Origin of the sequence: Thermodesulfovibrio sp. 3907-1M (genome assembly GCF_040450955.1) — a bacterium.
In the GTDB taxonomy this organism is placed as follows: domain Bacteria; phylum Nitrospirota; class Thermodesulfovibrionia; order Thermodesulfovibrionales; family Thermodesulfovibrionaceae; genus Thermodesulfovibrio; species Thermodesulfovibrio autotrophicus.
This window is the reverse complement of the sequence record NZ_CP144373.1, coordinates 500,001-519,504: the sequence shown is the minus strand read 5'-3', so window position 1 is coordinate 519,504 and position 19,504 is coordinate 500,001. Positions and strand designations below refer to the sequence as shown.

Here is a 19,504-nt window from a genome sequence, read left to right as displayed (position 1 = left end):
TTTGGTTTGGAGCTTCATAAATTAACAGTTGCTGAGCTTGTAGTAATGATTAATCGTGGAGATGTAAGACCCCATGAGATTTTAATAGATGTTTTTAAACGAATTCAGGAAGTGGAAGAAAAAGTCAAAGCATTTATAACTTTAACTGTTGAAAAAGCCTATAACATGGCAAGAGATGCTGAAAATGCCATATTTGCTGGGAAAAAAAATATTTTGACAGGTATTCCAATAGCTGTTAAGGACAATATCTGCACTAAAGGTATTCTTACCACATGTGCTTCAAAAATACTGTATAATTTTATCCCACCATATGAAAGCACAGTTACATTAAAGTTGCTTAACAATAACTACATTCTTGTTGGAAAAACCAATATGGATGAGTTTGCGATGGGTTCATCCACTGAAAATTCGGGCTTTCATATAACTAAAAATCCCTGGGACTTAGAAAGAGTTCCTGGAGGAAGCTCAGGAGGAAGTGCCGCTGCAGTGGCAGCTGATGAATGCATTGCAGCACTTGGTTCTGACACTGGAGGCAGTATCAGACAGCCAGCATCATTCTGCGGAGTCGTAGGCTTAAAACCTACCTATGGAAGAGTTTCCCGCTTTGGACTTGTTGCATTTGCTTCTTCCTTAGATCAGATAGGTCCGATCACAAAGTGCGTTGCTGATGCTGCCATTCTTATGAATGTTATAGCAGGATACGATGTTATGGATTCCACCTCTGCTCCCATTGAAAAACCTGATTTCACAGAATATCTCGGTAAGGACATTAAAGGATTTAAAATAGGCATTCCTAAGGAGTATTTTATTGAAGGAATAGATAAAGAAGTTGAGGAAAGACTGAATGAGGCAATAAAACACCTTGAATCCCTTGGTTGCATTCCAGTGGAAATCTCTCTTCCCCATACTGAATACGCTGTTGCCACTTATTATTTGATTGCCACTTCAGAGGCTTCTTCAAATCTTGCAAGATATGATGGTGTAAAATACGGTTTGAGAGTAGAAGGTAAAGATTTACTTGACATGTATATGAAGACAAGATCAAGGGGATTTGGAGCTGAAGTAAAAAGAAGAATAATGCTCGGAACATATTCTCTTTCAGCTGGATACTATGAAGCATACTATAAAAAAGCCTTGCAAGTAAGAACCTTAATAAAACAGGACTTTGAAAAAGCTTTTGAAAAAGTTGACTTTATTATCACACCCACTGCACCAACACCCGCGTTTAAAATCGGAGAAAAAATAGATGATCCTCTCCAGATGTATCTGTCTGATATTTTTACAATTTCTGTTAATCTTGCAGGACTTCCTGCCATATCAATACCATGCGGATTCAGTATAAACGGACTTCCTGTAGGACTTCAGATTATTGGTAAACCATTTGATGAAGCTGGAATACTTCAGCTTGCCTATGCCTATGAAAAATCAACTCCATGGCATAAAATGAAACCAATGTTATAAAGGAGCGAAAATGCAATACGAAGCAGTAATAGGGTTAGAAGTTCATGCTCAACTTTTAACAGAAAGTAAAATATTCTGTAGTTGCTCCACTAAGTTTGGAGCAGAACCCAATACACAGGTTTGTCCTGTTTGTCTCGGAATGCCTGGTGTGCTTCCTGTGCTCAATAAAAAAGCTGTTGAATATACAATTAAAACAGGTTTGGCCATGAACTGTAGAATTGCTTCATACAGTAGATTTGCAAGGAAAAATTATTTTTATCCTGACCTTCCGAAGGGTTATCAGATAAGTCAGTATGAGCTTCCACTTTGCGAGGATGGATATCTTGAGATAGTGGTTGATGGAGAAAGAAAAAAAATCCGTATCAAAAGAATCCATCTTGAAGAAGACGCTGGAAAAAACATTCATGATGCTTCAGGATTCAGCTTTGTTGATTTTAACAGAACTGGAGTTCCTTTGATCGAGATTGTTTCAGAACCGGACATCAGATCACCAAAAGAAGCTGCTCTTTATATGAAAAAATTAAGAGCTATTTTAAGATATCTTGGCGTATGCGATGGCAATCTTGAGCAGGGTTCTCTCCGCTGTGATGCCAATGTTTCTGTAAGACCCTTAGGCTCTACTGAGTTTGGAGTAAAGACAGAGATTAAAAATATAAATTCATTCAGATTTGTTGAAAAAGCTCTTGAGTATGAAATAAAAAGACAGATAAAACTGCTGTCAATGGGCGAAAAAATTATTCAGGAGACAAGACTATGGGATGCACAAACCGGTACAACTCAATCAATGCGTTCTAAGGAAGAAGCCCATGATTACAGATACTTTCCTGAGCCAGACCTTGTTCCTGTAGTCGTCTCAGAAGAGTGGATTGAAAAAATTAAAAGAGATATGCCTGAACTACCGGATCATAAATTTGAAAGATTTATCAGAGAATATGGCTTACCACAGTATGATGCAGAAATCTTAACAGAGGAAAGAGCTCTGGCAGAATGGTTTGAAGAAGCGGTAAACTCAGGAGGAAAACCAAAGGAAGTATCAAACTGGATCATGGTTGAACTTTTAAGATTATTAAACGAAGATGGGAAAGATATTACAGAATGTAGTTTAACTCCTTCTAAACTGGTAGAACTCCTCATGTTAATTGAGAAAGGAACGATAAACAGAAACACTGCGAAGGATGTCTTTGAAGAAATGTACAGAACTGGAAAATCAGCAGAAACAATTGTTAAGGAAAAGGGACTTACACAGATTTCTGACAGTTCTGTTATAATTGAAGCAATTAAAGAAGTTATGGAAAAAAATCCTAAAGAAGTGGAAAGATTTCGTGCTGGAGAGGAAAAACTTATTGGATTCTTTGTGGGTCAGGTTATGAAGCTTACAAAAGGTAAAGCTAATCCGAAGTTAGTAAATGAACTTATTTTAAAACTTTTGAAGGAAGAATAACATGCGCATCATATTTTTCATTCTTCTATCTTTTTTCCTGCTCTTCAGTAATGCCTTTGCATTAAAATGCGATAAATGTCACAGGGATGATAAGTCTCTTGATAAAATATTTCAAGAACGAGGAGTAAAAAACAGACAGGAACTTTTTGATAAATTAAGAAAAGGACAAAAAGCAAAATTGCATCAGCATTTAACTGACATTGATATTAATGAAGCAGCAGAGCAGATGAAATTAAGATAAAATCAAACAAAGTCAAGCCAGTGTTGATATTTTGAAACTCTTCCGTTAACTATATCAAAAAACATTTTCTGTATCTTTTCAGTAACTGGACCACGACTACCTGAGCCGATTGTTCTTCCATCAACTTCTCTTATAGGAGTGACCTCTGCTGCTGTGCCTGTAAAGAAAGCCTCATCAGAAATATAAAGCTCATCACGGGTAAATCTTTCTTCTTTAACTTCAATTCCCAGATCCTTTGCAATGGTAATAACAGTATCTCTCGTAATTCCTTCAAGGATTGAAGTCAAAGGCGTTGTTTTAAGAATTCCTTTCCGAACTATAAAAATATTCTCTCCACTTCCTTCAGAAACATATCCTTCTGTATCAAGTAAAACAGCTTCATCATATCCACAGGAAACTGCTTCAATCTTTGCAAGTTGACTGTTAACATAGTATCCGGCAACCTTTCCTCTTGACATGTTTGAATTTACATGATTTCTAATAAAAGATGATGTTTTAACTTTTATTCCCTTCTGAAGTCCTTCTTCGCCAAGATAGGCACCCCAGTTCCATACCGCAATTGCAACCTGAATAGGATTGTTTTTAGGATAAACACCCATATTGCCATAACCTACAAAAACTATTGGTCTGATGTAGCAAGAGCTAATTTTATTAACTCTTATGGTTTCTTTTATTGCATCAAAGATTTGTTCTTCTGTAAAGGGAATGCTTAAAGTAAATATATGAGCAGACTTAAAAAGTCTTTCCACATGATCTTTTAATCTGAATACTGCAGGTCCTTTTTCAGTATTGTAACACCTTATTCCTTCAAATACTGCTAAGCCATAATGAAGGGAGTGAGTGAGAACATGAACCTTAGCATCATCCCAATCTACAAATTTACCATCCATCCATATTTTTTCTGTCTTAGGAACCATGAGATATATTAAACACTATTTATAGTTTATAAGTCAAGTAGCTTTTTGACTTCGGAAATAACTTGACATAAAAAAATTTTTTAAAGTAAAATTTAAATGTCCAACAGAAGTTGGATTTACAAATTTAAAGCCATGAAGGTAAAGGGATGAACCCTGTGAACTTCATGGCTTTTCTTTTTTAGGCTCCCATACATGTCCCGCACCCCTTAGCTGCCCCCTAAGGGGTGTCCCCTCCTTAAAAAGCTTATGATAAAATAATTAATGAGCCATATTGAATCCATTCATACAGCTTTAACAAAAGAGATAGAACAAATATCTTCCTTAATTCAAACAAACAATGAAATTTACAATCTTTCAATAACCTCTCTTGCGCTTTTTCTTTGTTTTGATGAAAACTACATAGTTTTTGAAGAAAATGAAGAGCAGGCTTATAAACTTTATTCAACTATAAAAACTTTCTCTGAGTTTTTCAATAATCATAACGAAGTTGTTTTATTGCCTTCACACAGCACTGAGAGATTGGTAGCAATATTTAAAATTCTTCACGAGAAAAATAAAAAGATAATCACAACAGTTGAATCTGGAAAAATTCCCTCTCATATTGAGACCATTAACCTGAAAAAAGGAATCAGCATTGAAAGAGAGCTATTAAGACAAAATCTTATTGAATCAGGATATACTCAAGCTGAATTAGTAACACAGGAGGGAGAATTCTCGCAACATGGATGGGTTTTTGATATATGGGGAATCGGGGAAGAATATCCAGTTAGAGTGGAATTTTTTGGTGATGAAATAGAGGAAATAAAATTTTTTAATCCTGACACACAACTTACATTTAAAGATAAAAACGAAATATGGATACTACCAGCAAAAGAGAACAATGTTACAACGGAATTACTTGATTTATTTGAATTTGACAGGATTTTTACTGTAGTCAACAAAGTTGAAGATTTAAAAATTAAAACTGAAGAACAAATAATTAAAATCTCCCATTTACCTTTTAAATTTTCTTATCAAGCAATTGATGGAAAAGACAAAACATTTTATGGACTGGGCATTTTACCAGATGAGAGAAAAAATCTCTTTGATTTCCCAGAAAATTTAAAGAAACTCGGAATTCCTATAATCTTCTCTTTAAGCTCTCGCGGAAAAGCTGAAACAGTAAAAGAAATTCTCTTTAATCATGGTATTATTGCACCATTGATTAACAAAACCGAGATTGGGAATTATTCTGGTAAATTTGCCGTTACCATATCTGAACTTCAGGAAGGATTTTATAGAGAAAACTTGATGATTATTACAGATTTTGAACTTTTTAGAGAGAAAGCAATTAAAAAGAAAAAGCTGAGTTTACAGAAAATTCCTGTTGATGGACTGGAAATAAACGAAGGTGATTATGTAGTTCATAAAGATCATGGAATAGGAATATTTCGTGGTATAAAAAGGCAAAAATATGAAGGCACAGAAGAAGATGTTCTTGTAATTGAATACAAAGACAGAGACATTCTTTATGTGCCCACATGGAACATAGGAAAAATTTATAGATATTCTGCCCGAGAGGGCTTTGTTCCACCTCTTGATAAACTTGGAAGTAATCGCTGGCAGAAAGCAAAGGAAATAGAGAGAAAAAAAATACAGGAGATTGCCGATAAACTTTTAAAACTTTATGCTCAAAGAAAAACTCCACGAGGCTTTATTTACTCTGAGGATACAGAAATTCATAAAAATTTTGATGAATTTTTCCCTTATGAAGAAACCGAAGACCAGCAAGCAGCCATAGATGCGATTTTAAGAAAGATGAGAGAAGCTCTGCCAATGGAAGTTCTTTTATGTGGAGATGCAGGATATGGAAAAACAGAAGTAGCAATGAGAGCAGCTTTCAGGGCAGTTTATGATGGTAAACAGGTTGCGGTTCTTGTTCCAACAACTCTTCTGTGCGAGCAGCATTACAGGACCTTTAAAAAAAGATTTGAAGCTTTTCCAATAAGAATTGAATATCTCAGCAGATTTCGCTCAGCAAAAGAGATTAAAAAAACTATTGAAGATGTGAAATCTGGGAATGTTGATATTTTAATCGGAACTCATATTCTTATTTTGAAAGAAGTGGAGTTTTTTGATCTCGGTCTTTTGATCATTGACGAAGAGCAAAAATTTGGTGTAATTCATAAAGAGAAAATAAAAGAAAAATATCCAAAAGTTGACCTTCTCACAATAACAGCCACTCCTATACCACGAACTTTACAGATAGGACTGAGCGGACTGTGGGATATATTTATAATACAAACTCCTCCAAAGGAAAGACTTGCAGTTAAAACATTTGTTATTCATGAAAATGATTCAATAATTAAAGAAGCAATTGAAAAAGAAATTCAGAGAGGAGGTCAGATCTATTTTCTTCATAATAGAATTCATGATATTGAACTGGTTAAATCAAAGCTTCAGAGTCTTGTCCCATTTGCAAAAATAGCAGTTGCTCATGGAAGAATGAAAGAAAAAATGCTTAATAAAGTCATGATTGATTTTCTTGATGGGAAAATAGACATTTTACTCTGTACTTCTATTATAGCCTCAGGACTTGATATCCCGAATGTAAATACAATAATAATTGACCAAGCTCACACCTTTGGAGTAAGTGATCTTTATCAAATAAGGGGAAGAGTTGGTAGAGCATCCATACAAGCCAGTGCTTATTTAATAGTTCCTTCAGACGGTCTCAGTGAAGATGCTAAAAAAAGAATAAAGGCTATTCAGGAAATGAGTTATCTTGGAGCAGGCTTTCACATTGCCCTGAAAGACCTTGAAATAAGAGGTGCTGGAGAGCTTCTTGGAGTTGAGCAATCAGGTATAAATAGGTTGGGCTTTGATCTCTACATAGAAATGCTTAATGAAGCAGTGAAAGAATTAAAAGGTGAAGCTTTACCGAGTTTAAAACTACCTGAAATTAAACTTTCTTTACCTGCCTTTATCCCAGAGGAATATATTAAAGAGACTTCTATGAGAATAAGAATCTATAGAAAACTGAGCCAGATACTGGAAGAAAATGAAATACATAAACTCAGAAATGAAATTTATGACAGATTTGGAATACTACCTCAAGAGGTGGAAAATCTTTTTAAAACAGCACAAATAAGAATTCTTGCATCAAAAATTAAAATTTCTCAGATTAAACAAAATAAAGATAAATTTAGATTTACAATGGAAGAAAATCTTGAAACAGATTTTATAACAACACTTATAAATGTGTTAACAGGATTTAAAAATAAGGGTATAGTAAAAAATTTAAAATTTTTTCCCGATGGTTTTGAAGCGCACATGAAAGGACTAGATGAATTAATTCTCTTTCTTAAACGATTAATTGGAAAGCTTAATGAGAAAAAATGATATACTATAAAACTATGAAGATAATTTTAAGCTTATTGATTTTTCTTCTTGTTGTTGCCTGCACATCAGAAGAAAGGGTAAGGCAAACAAATGAGTCAGATTTTCATACTGAAATAGGATATGCCTATTATATTGAAAAAAATTATCAACTTGCCTTTGTGGAATTTCATAAGGCTTTGCAAATTGACCCTGATAACAAAAACGCACTTCATGGATTAGCCCTTGTTCATATGGAATTTCAGGAATATGAAACAGCAAGGGATTTATTTCTAAAGATTCTCTCAATAGCTCCAGATTATGCTGATGCCTGGTTTAATCTCGGAATTTGTTATCAAAGGTTAAACATGCATAAGGAGGCAATAGAAGCTTTCCAGAAAGCATTAAACAATCCTTTATTTATAACTCAGGATAAAGCTTTTTTGGGACAGGGACTATCCTATTATAGAACGGGACAGTATAAAGAAGCCAGGGATGCTTTTGATAAAGCAATAAAAAGAAATTTTCTTCTTATTCCAGCACATTTTTACATGGCGCTCACCTATCAAAAACTTAATCAGTACTCAGAGGCAGTTAAAACTTTAAGAAATGCTATAAGATTAGATTCGTCTTTTAAGGGTGATGTAGATAAGTTTGCCAAAACTCTTGAAGAACAATTAAAAACTGGGCATTCAACTATGTCAAAGGAAGACATCCTTGACCTTCTTGAAATATTAAAATACTAAAAATGGCAAAAGGTAAAATAGTTAAAGCAGCAGGAGCTATTTCCTTAGCAACTTCCTTTAGCAGAATTCTTGGCTACATAAAAGACATGATTCTTGCTAAGTATTTTGGTGCAACAGGACTGAGCGATGTTTTCTTTGTAGCCTTTAGAATACCTAATTTACTTAGAGAACTCTTTGCTGAAGGCTCCATGTCCTCTGCAGTAATTCCAGTGTTAAAGGAAGCTCAGGTAAAAAATGGAGAAGAAGAAACAAAAAAGATTGTAAAAAGTCTTTTTACTTTTATACTCCTTGTTGTAGGAATAATAGTCCTCGCAGGAATTGTATTTAGTCCATGGATTGTAACATTAATTGCTCCCGGATTTACCACCAATCCAGAAAAATTCAATTTAACTGTTTTACTTACGAGAATAATGTTTCCCTTTTTACTTTTTATAAGTCTTGCCGCCCTTACAATGGGAACACTTAATACAAATAATGTATTTTTTATTCCAGCCCTTGCTCCATGTTTTTTGAATATTGCAATTATTATACTCGTAGTAGGCCTTAGTTCATTTTTCTTTAATCCCATAATCTCTGTTGCAGTAGGAGTTACTCTTGGAGGCATCCTCCAGTGGCTCATACAGATTCCCTCTTTTTATAAAAATGGTTTTAGATTTGGTATAGCTCCATATCATTCTGCTTTAAAAAAAATTGCCATTCTTGTGATTCCTACCACTTTATCAATGACAGTAAATCAAATAAATATCTTTGTAAGCACCATAATAGCAAGTTTTCTTCCTGAAGGAAGTGTTACATATCTTTATTACTCCATGAGACTTATACAGCTACCTATTGGAATTTTTGGAGTTGCTGTAGGCATGGCAGTTTTACCAACACTCTCAGGACATATTGCAGAGGGCAGAAGAGATCTACTTACGAAGGATTTTATTTTTGCTTTAAAATTTCTCTTTTTTCTAACAATACCATCAACAATTGGGCTTATTATGCTTAAAGAACCCATTGTAAATACATTATTTCAAAGAGGTGCCTTTGATTTAAATGCTGCAATTAATACTGCCAGTGCCTTATTCTTCTACAGTCTTGGAATTCTTGGAACAGTTGGTTCAAGAACAATAACAGCAACATTTTATTCTCTTCAGGATACAAAGACTCCTGTGATATGTGCAATCACAGGAATGTTAACAAATATCGGTATTTCTGTTGCATTGATGAAGTCCATGAAACACAATGGATTAGCTCTTGCCTATTCTGTGGCTGCAATTGTACAATTTTTAATGCTTGCAAGCTTCATAAAAAGAAAAATACCAGAAATTGTCTTCTCTTCTATTGCTTCATCTTTTATAAAAAGTACGATTGCTTCCTTTTTAAGCATAAGAATTGCTAAATTAATTTGCGACATTAATCCACACCTCTGGCTTTATAGTGGAAAAATGCTTTTAAAATTCCTCTGGCTTGGGGCTGCAATTGCTGTAGCCATAGTTCTATATTTTGTCTTTTGCTATTTGATGAAACATGAAGAACTGAGTTATATTTTAAAAAAGGTAAGGAGGCAATGATGAAAATAAAAAAATTTGAGGTTGGTCCTCTTTTTGTAAATTGTTATGTTTTGTACGATGAAGATACAAGAGAGACAATTATCATAGACCCCGGGGACGAGCCAGATTTAATTCTTGATTTTATTAAGGAAGAAGGGTTAACTGTGAAATATATTCTCTGTACTCATGGACATTTTGATCACATTGGTGCAGTAAAGGAAATCAAAGATGACACTGGTGCAAAAATATTGCTTCATGAAAAAGATATTGAAATTTATAGAAATTCGCCTCAGGTGGCAGAGCAATTTTTTGGCATAGAAATAGAACCTCAGCCTGAACCTGATGAACTGATTGATGATGGAAAAACTATAAAGATATGCAAAAGCCAGTTAAAGTTTATTCATACTCCCGGACACTCTCCCGGAAGTATGTCTATATACATTGATGGTTATATTTTTACTGGAGATACTCTCTTTGCAGGTTCAGTTGGAAGAACAGACCTGGCTGGAGGAAGTATGAAGGATTTGTTAAATTCTCTTAAAAAGTTAGCTTCTCTACCTGAAGAAACTGTTGTAATGCCCGGTCATGGTCCGAAAACAAAAATTGGTTTAGAAATAAAAACAAATCCTTTTTATCATGAAATTTTTTAAGGTATTAATTTTAGTACTTATTCTGTCTATTTCCTGTAGTAATACAAACAAAGAAAAAGTAAAAACTGATGAGGAAAAACTTCAAGGACAACCAATCACTATTGGAATTCTCTCTGAAGAGTCTCCTAAAACTATATATGAAAAATTTTATCCTCTTAAAAAATTCATAGAAAACATACTGAAAAAGCCTGTTTCAATTGATATTGCAAAAGATTACACAGACCTTGAAAATAAAATAAAACAGAATAAAGTTAATCTTCTCATTGTTGACCCTACCATATATTGTGAACTTAAATGGTTCATGAAGCACAAAATCTTTCCCCTTGTAAAACCTGAAGGAGGAACTGCTGAAACAAGAAGCGTTTTTGTAACAAAAAAAGGGAAAAACATAGATAAAATTTTTGATTCTCTTGGTAAAAAACTGGCTCTTGGAGATGAAAAATCGTCATTTAGCTACTTAATCCCCCTTTCAATGTTAAAGGATGTTGATATCTCACTCAAGGATTTTAAGGCAGTGGATATGTTACAAAAAGAACAAAGAATTGCACTTTCAGTTCTTATTGGCGATCATGATATTGGAGCGATGAGTGAACTGACTGCCAAAAAATATTTGCATGACGGACTTAAAATTGTGAGATACTCCGAATCAACTCCAAGATTTTTAATTGCCTATGTTAACAATTTTCCAACGGAAGAGCTGGAAAAAATTAAAAACTCTATTCTTACCCAATCAAATAGAGAAATGCTCAGATCCCTAAGCATTGAAAAATTCTCTCATGCTGAAGACAGAGATTTTGATTATATAAGAGTATTAATAAGAAACATAAAAGGGAAAAATTACATTGAATATACTCCTCAAACAATAAAAGTTGCAATTCTGCCTCTTTATAGCCCTTTAACTATTTATAAAAGATATGATCCTTTAATGAGATATCTATCCGAAAAAACAGGTTATGAATTTAAGCTTGTAATTCCTAAAAATTTTGAAGAATTTATTCAAATTGTCAGCGAAGGAGAAGTAGATTTTTCTTATCAAAATCCCTATGTTTTTTCTATTATATCAAAAAAATATCCAGTGAAAGCAGTTGCTATCACGATCGGAGAAGACTGTACCCAGGATGATGGTATTTGCGGAGACGAACGGTTTAGAGGAATAATTATTACGAAAAAAGATAGCAATATAAATAAAATAGAAGACCTCAAAGGTAAAAGAATAATGATTGTTTCTCCAACTTCTGCAGGAGGATTTTTATCACAAAAGCTGTATCTTGAAAAAAAGGGATTTAATCTAACGAAAGATTTTAAATTAATTGATGCTAAAAGGCAAGAAAAAGTCATCATAGGAGTTTATAAAGGTGAAGCAGATGCAGGATTTATAAGAGAAGCTGCATTAAGTGTATGGTCTGAGGAAGTGGATCTTTCAAAATTAAAAATTCTGGATTACGGAGAGTATCTTCCAAACTGGCCCTTTGCAGTGGTTAAAAACAAAAACCATGAACTAATAGCAAAGGTTAAAAACTCTCTTCTGGAATTAGACTCTACAATATTAAAAAAAGCCAGAATTAAAGGGTTTAAAGAGGCTACTGATGCAGATATCGCAACACTTAAAAAGCTTAGCAATAAATAAAGTTTTAGATAAATTTCAAAGACTGAGCATTGTCAGAAAAATTTTTCTCTCATTCTTAATTCTTTTTATAATACTTATCCTTGCTGTTAATCTGCTTATCCTTAATTATCAGAAAAATTCTCTCAAAAGCCAGATTAATGAAAACATTACCCTACTGCTGGAAAATCTGTCAAAGGATGCTATAGACCATATTGTTTTTTTTGATCCCCTGGCAATTGATGAAAAAATTACACTTATTATGAACAGTCCAGGCATTGATTACATAATGATTTCTGATAAAAACGGTAGAATTATCGGTCATAGCAATAAAAAAGAACTGGGAAAATTTATAAAAATTGACGAAGAAACCTTTAAAAAATGGCAGTATATTGACAGTGAAGAAATAAGACATTTAAACATTCCAATTATGGCTGCAGATACATTCATTGGAGTTTTAAGAGCAGGAATTTCAGAAAATAAAATAAATCAATATGTCAGTGATGCCATAAAGAACTTGAAAAACTATATTTTTATTCTCAACTTTTTAGCCCTTGGAGTGACTATTCTTATGTCTTTTATGCTATCAAAAACTCTTATAAAACCTCTTCAAAGGCTTAAAGAGAAAATGTCCAATATTCAGGCAGACAAACTTGAAGTCTGTCAAAATCCCTATATTGTTCTCTGCAAAGATATACTTTTATGCACTAAAACTGACTGCCCAGCCTATGGGAAAGAAAGATGCTGGCTAATTACAGAGGCAAAGGAAAATTGTAAACTCTGCCATAATATTGATTGTCAGGACTGTTATGTTTATAAAGTCTCCTGCGGTGATGAAATTGGATATTTGATTGAAACATTCAATGAAATGATAATAAAACTCAAACACTCTCTTGAAGAGCTTGACAAAGCCACAAAAGAGAAATTAAAACTTGAAAAATCATCTGCAATGGCAGAAATGGCAATGACAGTTGCCCATGAGATTAAAAATCCTTTAAATGCTATAAAAGCATCCACAGCATATATAAAATCTAACTTTGAAGGCGAAGTATTAAAAGAGTTTCTATCCATAATTGATAGAGAAACAGAAAGACTTAATGAATTAATAACAGGCTTTCTTTCCTATGCAAGACCAGTACCTTTAAAATATGAAAAAGCTGATCTAAACAGAGCAATTGCAGATGTGATAAAACTTATTGAAACAGAAGTTAAAGAAGAATGTAAAATATTAAATATAGAATTTGACAACTCCATACCTGAATTTTACTTTGACAATCACCAGTTAAAACAGGCAATACTGAATCTTCTGGTTAATGCTATGGATGCAACAAAAAATGGAGACAGTATTACAGTGAAAACATTAAAAAAAGACAGTAAAGTATTAATAACAATAGCTGACACTGGTATGGGAATCCCTGAAGAGCTTTTGAATAAAATATTTGAACCTTTTTTTACTACAAAAACAACAGGTTCAGGTCTCGGACTTGCTTGCGTTGAAAGAATTATAAAGAACCATGATGGCAGTATCACTGTTCACAGTAAAAAAGATGCTGGAACAGAATTTATAATAGAGTTGCCTTTAAAATTTTAAACATGGCAAAGATACTTTATATAGACGATGAAATCAGTGCTTTAAAAGCAATCTCAGCTATTTTAAAAAAAGCAGATTTTAATGTCCTAACAGCAACTACAGCTGAAGAAGGAATTGCCATACTTAAAGAAAATCCTGTTGACTGTCTTTTGCTGGATTATCGTCTTCCTCAGATGGACGGAATAGAACTGCTTAAATGGCTTAAACTGAACGGAATCAATATACCAACAGTAATGCTTACTGCCTACGGTACCATAGAAAAGGCAGTTGAAGCAATGAAATTAGGTGCCTATCATTATTTAATTAAACCTGTTGATACAGAACTTTTAATAAATATCCTGAAGGAAGCAGTTGAAAAATCATCTACGTATCTAAAAGAAACTGAAACATCATTTAGTCCATTCCCTGAAATTATAGGAAAAAGCAAAGCAATGCAGGAAGTTTTCTATATAATGCAAATGGTATCGGAAAGCAATGCAAATGTTTTGATTACAGGTGAATCAGGTACAGGTAAAGAGCTTGTAGCAAGAGCAATTCATAAAAAATCACTAAGAAATACAAAACCTTTTATTATCATAGACTGCACAACAATACCTGAGGCTCTTCTTGAAAGTGAGCTTTTTGGGCATGAAAAAGGAGCATTCACAGGTGCTTTAGATAGAAAAATCGGACTCTTTGAAGTTGCCAATGAAGGCACAGTGTTTCTTGATGAAATTGGAGAACTACCCATGTCTTTACAGAAAAAACTTTTAAGATTTTTACAGGAAAAGGAAATTCAAAGAATCGGTAGTAACACAAGAATAAAAGTTGATGTAAGAGTAATATCTGCTACAAATCGGGATCTTGAAAAACTGGTAAAAGAAGGCACATTTAGAGAAGACCTTTACTGGAGACTCAACGTTGTGAGAATTAACATTCCTCCATTAAGGGAACGAAAGGATGACATACCTCTGCTTATTAATCATTTTTTAAACAAATATTCAAAAGAAAACAATAAACCCATTCCTCAGCTTGAACCTGAAGTTATAAATGCACTGATAAACTATGACTGGCATGGAAATGTTCGTGAACTTGCAAATGTCATAGAAAGAGCTGTTGTACTTTCACCTTCCGGAATAATTTCAATGAAACATTTACCCAGAAGAATTCAAGAACACTCAGGATGGACATTTTTAAAGGAAAACAGTTTAAATCTTTTAGAAATTGAAAAATCATTAATTCTTAAAGCGTTAACCTCTACAGGATGGAATCAAACAAAAGCTGCCCAGATTTTAGGAATTTCAAGGAAACAACTTCGCACTAAAATGAAAAATCACGGTCTTTTACCAGACTCGGAAGAAGAAGAAACCTTCTGATTTTATCAGTTTATTTTTAAAAGTTATTGAAAATAAAACACTTTTACAGTAATGGAGAAAAAATTTGTCACTACAACTGCTTTAAAACTTTGACTGTCAATGATTTGCCTATGATGTAACTTCTTCCTCTGAGACAAAGTTATATGGTTTGGCAGAGAATTAAAGTAATTTACTGAGTTTATTAATGCACTCAACTATTGCTTTTGCAGAAATCTCTTCATAATCTAAGAGTTCTTCAGGTGTGCCACTTTTTGGAGTTTTTCTGCATGCAAGACTGTAAACTCTGTCAGAGCCAACTTCAGATTTAACTGCCTCTCCAATACCGCCAGCTGGATAGTGGTCTTCAACTGTAATAATTGCCTTTGTCTCTGAGAGAGCCTCCTTTAGAGTTTCTACATCCAAAGGCTTTACACTGTATAAATCTATAACTCTGATAAAGATTCCTCTTTTTTTAAGTTCCTCATATGCTTTCAGTGCTTCATGAAGCGTTATTCCTGCTGCTATGACTGTGCATAAATCCTTATCAGACCTTTTGATCACCTTTGAACCACCAATTGGAAACTCTTCATCATAGTTGTAAATAACAGGTGTTGCGGAACGAGTTGTTCTTATATAAACAATTCCTTTATGTTTTGCTGCCTCTCTTACAAGTTTTTCTGTAGAGACCGCATCACTGGGATAAACTACTACGCTGTTTAAAATGCTTCGCATCATTGCAATATCTTCAAGCCCCATCTGACTTGGTCCATCCTGACCAATTGAAACACCTGCATGAGAGCCAACAAATTTTATGTTTGCATCGCTATACTGTGCCATTCTTATATGGTCAAAAGCACGGGTAAGAAAGGCTGCAAATGTTGAAACAAATGGAATCTTACCTCTAAGAGCAAGTCCCACTGCCATTCCAACCATATTCTGCTCTGCAACAAAGCATTCAAAAAATCTTTCTGGATAATGCTTTTTAAATATCTCCGCATATGTAGAATTGCTTACTTCTGCATCAAGAACCACAATATCAGAAAACTCTGGGAATAATTTTACCAGTGCCTCACCATAGGCACGCCTTGTGGCAACCATCTCACCAATGTTATATCTCTTTGTAAACTCGTTTATCTTCAGAGGTTGGGGTTCAGGCTTAAGGCTATCAGGCTTTTTCACTGAAGCTGTAAGCCGTTTTATCTCTCCAAGCTCTTTTAAAGCCTCCTCAAATTCAGCCTCTGAGAGCGCTACACCGTGTCTACCTTCCCTGTCTTCAAGAAATGAAACTCCTTTGCCTTTCACTGTTTTGGCAATTATCATTGAAGGTGAATTGTTTTTCAGTGCTTCTTCGTAGGCTTTAAAAATCTCATTGAAATTATGTCCATCAATACATATTGTTTTCCATCCGAAAGAAGAAACTCTCCTTTCATAGGCAGATAAATCCCATCCATACATTGTCTCGCCACGCTGACCAAGTCTATTTACATCAATTATACCGATGAGATTGTCAAGCTTGTAATATGAAGCAAGCTGAACTGCCTCCCATACAGAGCCTTCAGCCATTTCACTATCACCAAGAAGAACAAAAACGCGATATGGAAGTCTGTCAATATATTTTCCGTTAATTGCCATTCCTACACCTATTGAAAGCCCCTGTCCAAGAGAGCCTGTTGCTGCCTCTGCATATGGAAATGCCCTTACAGGATGACCTTCCAGAGGAGAGCCAAACTTTCTTAGAGTCGTTAGTTCTTCCTCAGTAATTCTGCCTGCTACTGTCCAGAGAGAATAAAGTAGTGGTGCTGCATGCCCTTTTGAAAATATAAGTCTGTCATTGTTTGGATTATCGGGATTGTCTGCGTCAAAATGAAAAAAGCCTCCGAACAGGAGGCTTACCATTAACTCTACTGCTGAAAGACAGGTTGTGGGATGTCCTGAACCTGCTCGGGTTGTTGATAAAAGAATATAGTATCTTACAAGTTTTGATAATTCATAGAAATCTTTCACTTTTTATTTTCTGGAGTTTCGCTTATAAGCATTTTAAGAAGTCTCATTCTGCTTGGATGCTTAAGTTTTCTTAAAGCTTTAGTCTCAATCTGACGCACTCTTTCCCTTGTAATTGAAAGATATCTTCCCACTTCTTCCAGCGTATGATCTCTATCTTCACCTATTCCAAATCTCATTTTTATAACTTTTTCTTCCTTTGGTGTAAGAGTTTTTAAAATTCTCTGAATATGTTCACTGAGTTCTGTTCTTTCAGCTTCTGCAACAGGAGATGGAGATGTTTTATCTCCGATAAAGTCTTCAAGTTCTGTATCCTCATCACCAATGGGTGTTTGAAGTCCTATTGGATCCTGTATAGCTCTGAAAACTTCCTCAACTTTCCTTACAGGAACTCCCAGCTTTTCAGCAATCTCTTCATTGCTTGGCTCTCTTCCCAGTTGCTGTGTAAGTTCACGGGATGCCTTTGTAACTCTGTTGTAAAACTCCATCATATGGACTGGAACTCTTATTGTTTTAGTCTGGTCAATTAAAGCTCTTGTGATCGCCTGCCTTATCCACCATGTTGCATAAGTTGAAAATTTGAATCCTTTTTCATATTTAAATTTATCAACAGCTTTCATTAAACCAATATTGCCTTCTTCTATTAAATCAAGCAGTGGAAGCCCTCTGCCCACATAGTTTTTAGCAATGTTAACCACAAGTCTAAGGTTTCTGGTAATTAATTCATTTTTCGTTTCTTCAACAAGACATTTTGCTTTATATATTTTTTGCCAGATATTTTTTAATTCATCTATCTTGAGTCCTGATTCGTTTTCAATCTTTTTAATTTCTGTATGAACTTCTTTATAAAGACTCTCCAATTGTTTTGTATTTTCACCTAATTTCTTTTTCTCATTTATAAGTTTCCGTAATTCTTTGAAAGAACCATACTCTTTAATTTTTTCTTCAATTTTTCCAATGTCATTAATTAAATTTTCCATGCGAATAATAGTTCTACTTAGTGCCTCTTCTGCTTTATCTTCTTCAGTTAAAGTTTCAGCATCTTCTTCTTTGTTTATTTCACTTAAAATTTTTTGATAAAGAGTTAATCCCATTACTGTCTCTTTAATTATACTCTTTCCTTCTTGAAGTTTTTTAGCAAGTTCAACTTCTTCTTCCTTGGTAAGTATTGGAATATCACCCATTGAGTTAAAATAAGCCTGGACAAGGTCCTCTACATGCTCTTCTTCTTCAAGCTCTTCCTCTTCTTCTAAAAATACTTCCTCCTCATCTTCATCAACAACTCTCACTCCCATATCACTTAAAACATCAATAAGATCCTCAATCTCTTCCGGAGAATAGTATTCCGATGGAAGAGCTTCATTAATTTCATCATATGTAAGTTTTCCTCTTTTTTTGCCGAGATTTACAATTTCTTCAAAAATATCTCTTTCCTTCATATTAATCCTCTACAAAGTAGTTTATATTTAAATCTTATCAATTTTTAAAAAAATTTCAACCCTTTAAAAAATAAAATAAAAAAGAGAAAGGGATTGACCCTTCCTCTTTTTTATAAAAATATTTTTTTGACAAGAAGAAATAAAAGAGTAAGTCAAGACACACGGCCTATTAGTACTGGTAAGCTAAACACCTCACGGTGCTTACACCTCCAGCCTATCAACCTGGTAGTCTACCAGGGGCCTTTAGGTCCTGAGTTTCCCCAGGAACGGGAGACCTGATCTTGGGACGGGCTTCCCGCTTAGATGCCTTCAGCGGTTATCCCTTGCGGACATAGCTACCCAGCATTGCCGCTGGTGCGACAACTGGAACACCAGAGGTCCGCCCACCCCGGTCCTCTCGTACTAGGGGCAGCCTCCCTCAAGTCTCCTACGCCCACAGCAGATAGGGACCGAACTGTCTCACGACGTTCTGAACCCAACTCACGTACCGCTTTAATGGGCGAACAGCCCAACCCTTGGGACCTACTTCAGCCCCAGGATGCGATGAGTCGACATCGAGGTGCCAAACCGGTCCGTCGATGTGAACTCTTGGGACCGATCAGCCTGTTATCCCCGGCGTACCTTTTATCCGTTGAGCGATGGCCCTTCCACACAGAGCCACCGGATCACTAAGCCCGGGTTTCCCCCCTGCTCGGCCCGTCGGCCTCACAGTCAAGCCTCCTTATGCCTTTGCACTCAACGGCTGGTTTCCGTCCAGCCTGAGGAGACCTTTGGACGCCTCCGTTACTCTTTAGGAGGCGACCGCCCCAGTCAAACTACCCGCCAGGCAGTGTCCCGAAGCCGGATAACGGCTCACGGTTAGAGCCCCAACAACACAAGGGTGGTATTTCACCGACGGCTCCACAGGAACTGGCGTCCCTGCTTCATAGCCTCCCACCTATCCTACACATGCATTGCCAGGACTCACTGCCAAGCTGTAGTAAAGGTGCACGGGGTCTTTCCGTCTAGCTGCGGGTAACCGGCGTCTTCACCGGTTGCTTAAGTTCGCCGGGTCCCTCCCCGAGACAGCGGCCCAGTCGTTACGCCATTCATGCAGGTCGGAACTTACCCGACAAGGAATTTCGCTACCTTAGGACCGTTATAGTTACGGCCGCCGTTTACCGGGGCTTCGGTTTGGAGCTTCGGAGT

The 19,504-nt window shown here is 35.4% G+C and carries 13 protein-coding genes and 1 rRNA gene (1 of these 14 running past the window's edge); 10 read left to right on the top strand and 4 right to left on the bottom strand.

Going from position 1 to position 19,504, the window contains the following annotated elements; genetic code table 11:
- The first annotated feature begins 6 nt into the window (after window positions 1-6).
- From gatA to V4D30_RS02745, 3 genes are read left to right on the top strand one after another with little or no spacing between them, the layout of a single operon-like run.
- Window positions 7-1,461, top strand: coding sequence for an Asp-tRNA(Asn)/Glu-tRNA(Gln) amidotransferase subunit GatA (gatA, locus tag V4D30_RS02755; RefSeq protein ID WP_353684723.1), 1,455 nt, complete (start codon window positions 7-9; stop codon window positions 1,459-1,461).
- A gap of 10 nt (window positions 1,462-1,471) precedes the next feature.
- Complete coding sequence (gene gatB, locus V4D30_RS02750; RefSeq protein WP_353684722.1) at window positions 1,472-2,902, top strand: Asp-tRNA(Asn)/Glu-tRNA(Gln) amidotransferase subunit GatB; 1,431 nt, start codon at window positions 1,472-1,474, stop codon at window positions 2,900-2,902.
- Window position 2,903: 1 nt separating this feature from the next.
- Window positions 2,904-3,143 (top strand): hypothetical protein, encoded by a 240-nt coding sequence (locus V4D30_RS02745; protein ID WP_353684721.1) that lies wholly within the window; start codon window positions 2,904-2,906, stop codon window positions 3,141-3,143.
- A gap of 2 nt (window positions 3,144-3,145) precedes the next feature.
- On the opposite strand, the gene V4D30_RS02740 is transcribed toward V4D30_RS02745, so the two are convergent.
- A complete protein-coding gene (locus V4D30_RS02740; RefSeq protein ID WP_353684720.1) occupies window positions 3,146-4,060 on the bottom strand; it encodes a branched-chain amino acid transaminase in 915 nt (304 codons plus the stop codon).
- A gap of 261 nt (window positions 4,061-4,321) precedes the next feature.
- Here V4D30_RS02740 and mfd point away from each other — a divergent pair, with 261 nt between their 5' ends.
- The 7 genes from mfd to V4D30_RS02705 are packed head-to-tail and all read left to right on the top strand — an operon-like array spanning window position 4,322 to window position 14,897.
- Window positions 4,322-7,441 carry a transcription-repair coupling factor gene (mfd, locus tag V4D30_RS02735; RefSeq protein WP_353684719.1) on the top strand — a complete coding sequence of 1,040 codons (3,120 nt, stop codon included), beginning with the start codon at window positions 4,322-4,324 and terminating at the stop codon, window positions 7,439-7,441.
- Window positions 7,438-8,163 (top strand): tetratricopeptide repeat protein, encoded by a 726-nt coding sequence (locus V4D30_RS02730; protein WP_353684718.1) that lies wholly within the window; start codon window positions 7,438-7,440, stop codon window positions 8,161-8,163. The genes mfd and V4D30_RS02730 overlap by 4 nt, the downstream gene beginning before the upstream one ends.
- A gap of 2 nt (window positions 8,164-8,165) precedes the next feature.
- Entirely contained in the window at window positions 8,166-9,719 is a 1,554-nt protein-coding gene (murJ, locus tag V4D30_RS02725) for a murein biosynthesis integral membrane protein MurJ (protein WP_353684717.1), read from the top strand.
- A complete protein-coding gene (locus V4D30_RS02720) occupies window positions 9,719-10,348 on the top strand; it encodes an MBL fold metallo-hydrolase (RefSeq protein WP_353684716.1) in 630 nt (209 codons plus the stop codon). The genes murJ and V4D30_RS02720 overlap by 1 nt, the downstream gene beginning before the upstream one ends.
- Window positions 10,335-11,975, top strand: coding sequence for a phosphate/phosphite/phosphonate ABC transporter substrate-binding protein (gene phnD, locus V4D30_RS02715; protein WP_353684715.1), 1,641 nt, complete (start codon window positions 10,335-10,337; stop codon window positions 11,973-11,975). Before V4D30_RS02720 ends, phnD begins: the two co-directional genes overlap by 14 nt.
- Window positions 11,935-13,542, top strand: a complete 1,608-nt coding sequence (locus V4D30_RS02710; RefSeq protein ID WP_353684714.1) for an ATP-binding protein — start codon at window positions 11,935-11,937, stop codon at window positions 13,540-13,542. The genes phnD and V4D30_RS02710 overlap by 41 nt, the downstream gene beginning before the upstream one ends.
- A gap of 2 nt (window positions 13,543-13,544) precedes the next feature.
- Window positions 13,545-14,897, top strand: coding sequence for a sigma-54 dependent transcriptional regulator (locus V4D30_RS02705; protein WP_353684713.1), 1,353 nt, complete (start codon window positions 13,545-13,547; stop codon window positions 14,895-14,897).
- A 159-nt stretch (window positions 14,898-15,056) separates the two neighbouring features.
- On the opposite strand, the gene V4D30_RS02700 is transcribed toward V4D30_RS02705, so the two are convergent.
- The 3 genes from V4D30_RS02700 to V4D30_RS02690 form a co-directional block, all read right to left on the bottom strand.
- Entirely contained in the window at window positions 15,057-16,880 is a 1,824-nt protein-coding gene (locus V4D30_RS02700; protein ID WP_353684712.1) for a transketolase, read from the bottom strand.
- Window positions 16,877-18,316 (bottom strand): sigma-70 family RNA polymerase sigma factor, encoded by a 1,440-nt coding sequence (locus V4D30_RS02695; protein WP_353684711.1) that lies wholly within the window; start codon window positions 18,314-18,316, stop codon window positions 16,877-16,879. The genes V4D30_RS02700 and V4D30_RS02695 overlap by 4 nt, the downstream gene beginning before the upstream one ends.
- A gap of 148 nt (window positions 18,317-18,464) precedes the next feature.
- Window positions 18,465-19,504 (bottom strand): 23S ribosomal RNA (locus tag V4D30_RS02690); it runs 1,916 nt beyond the window's last position.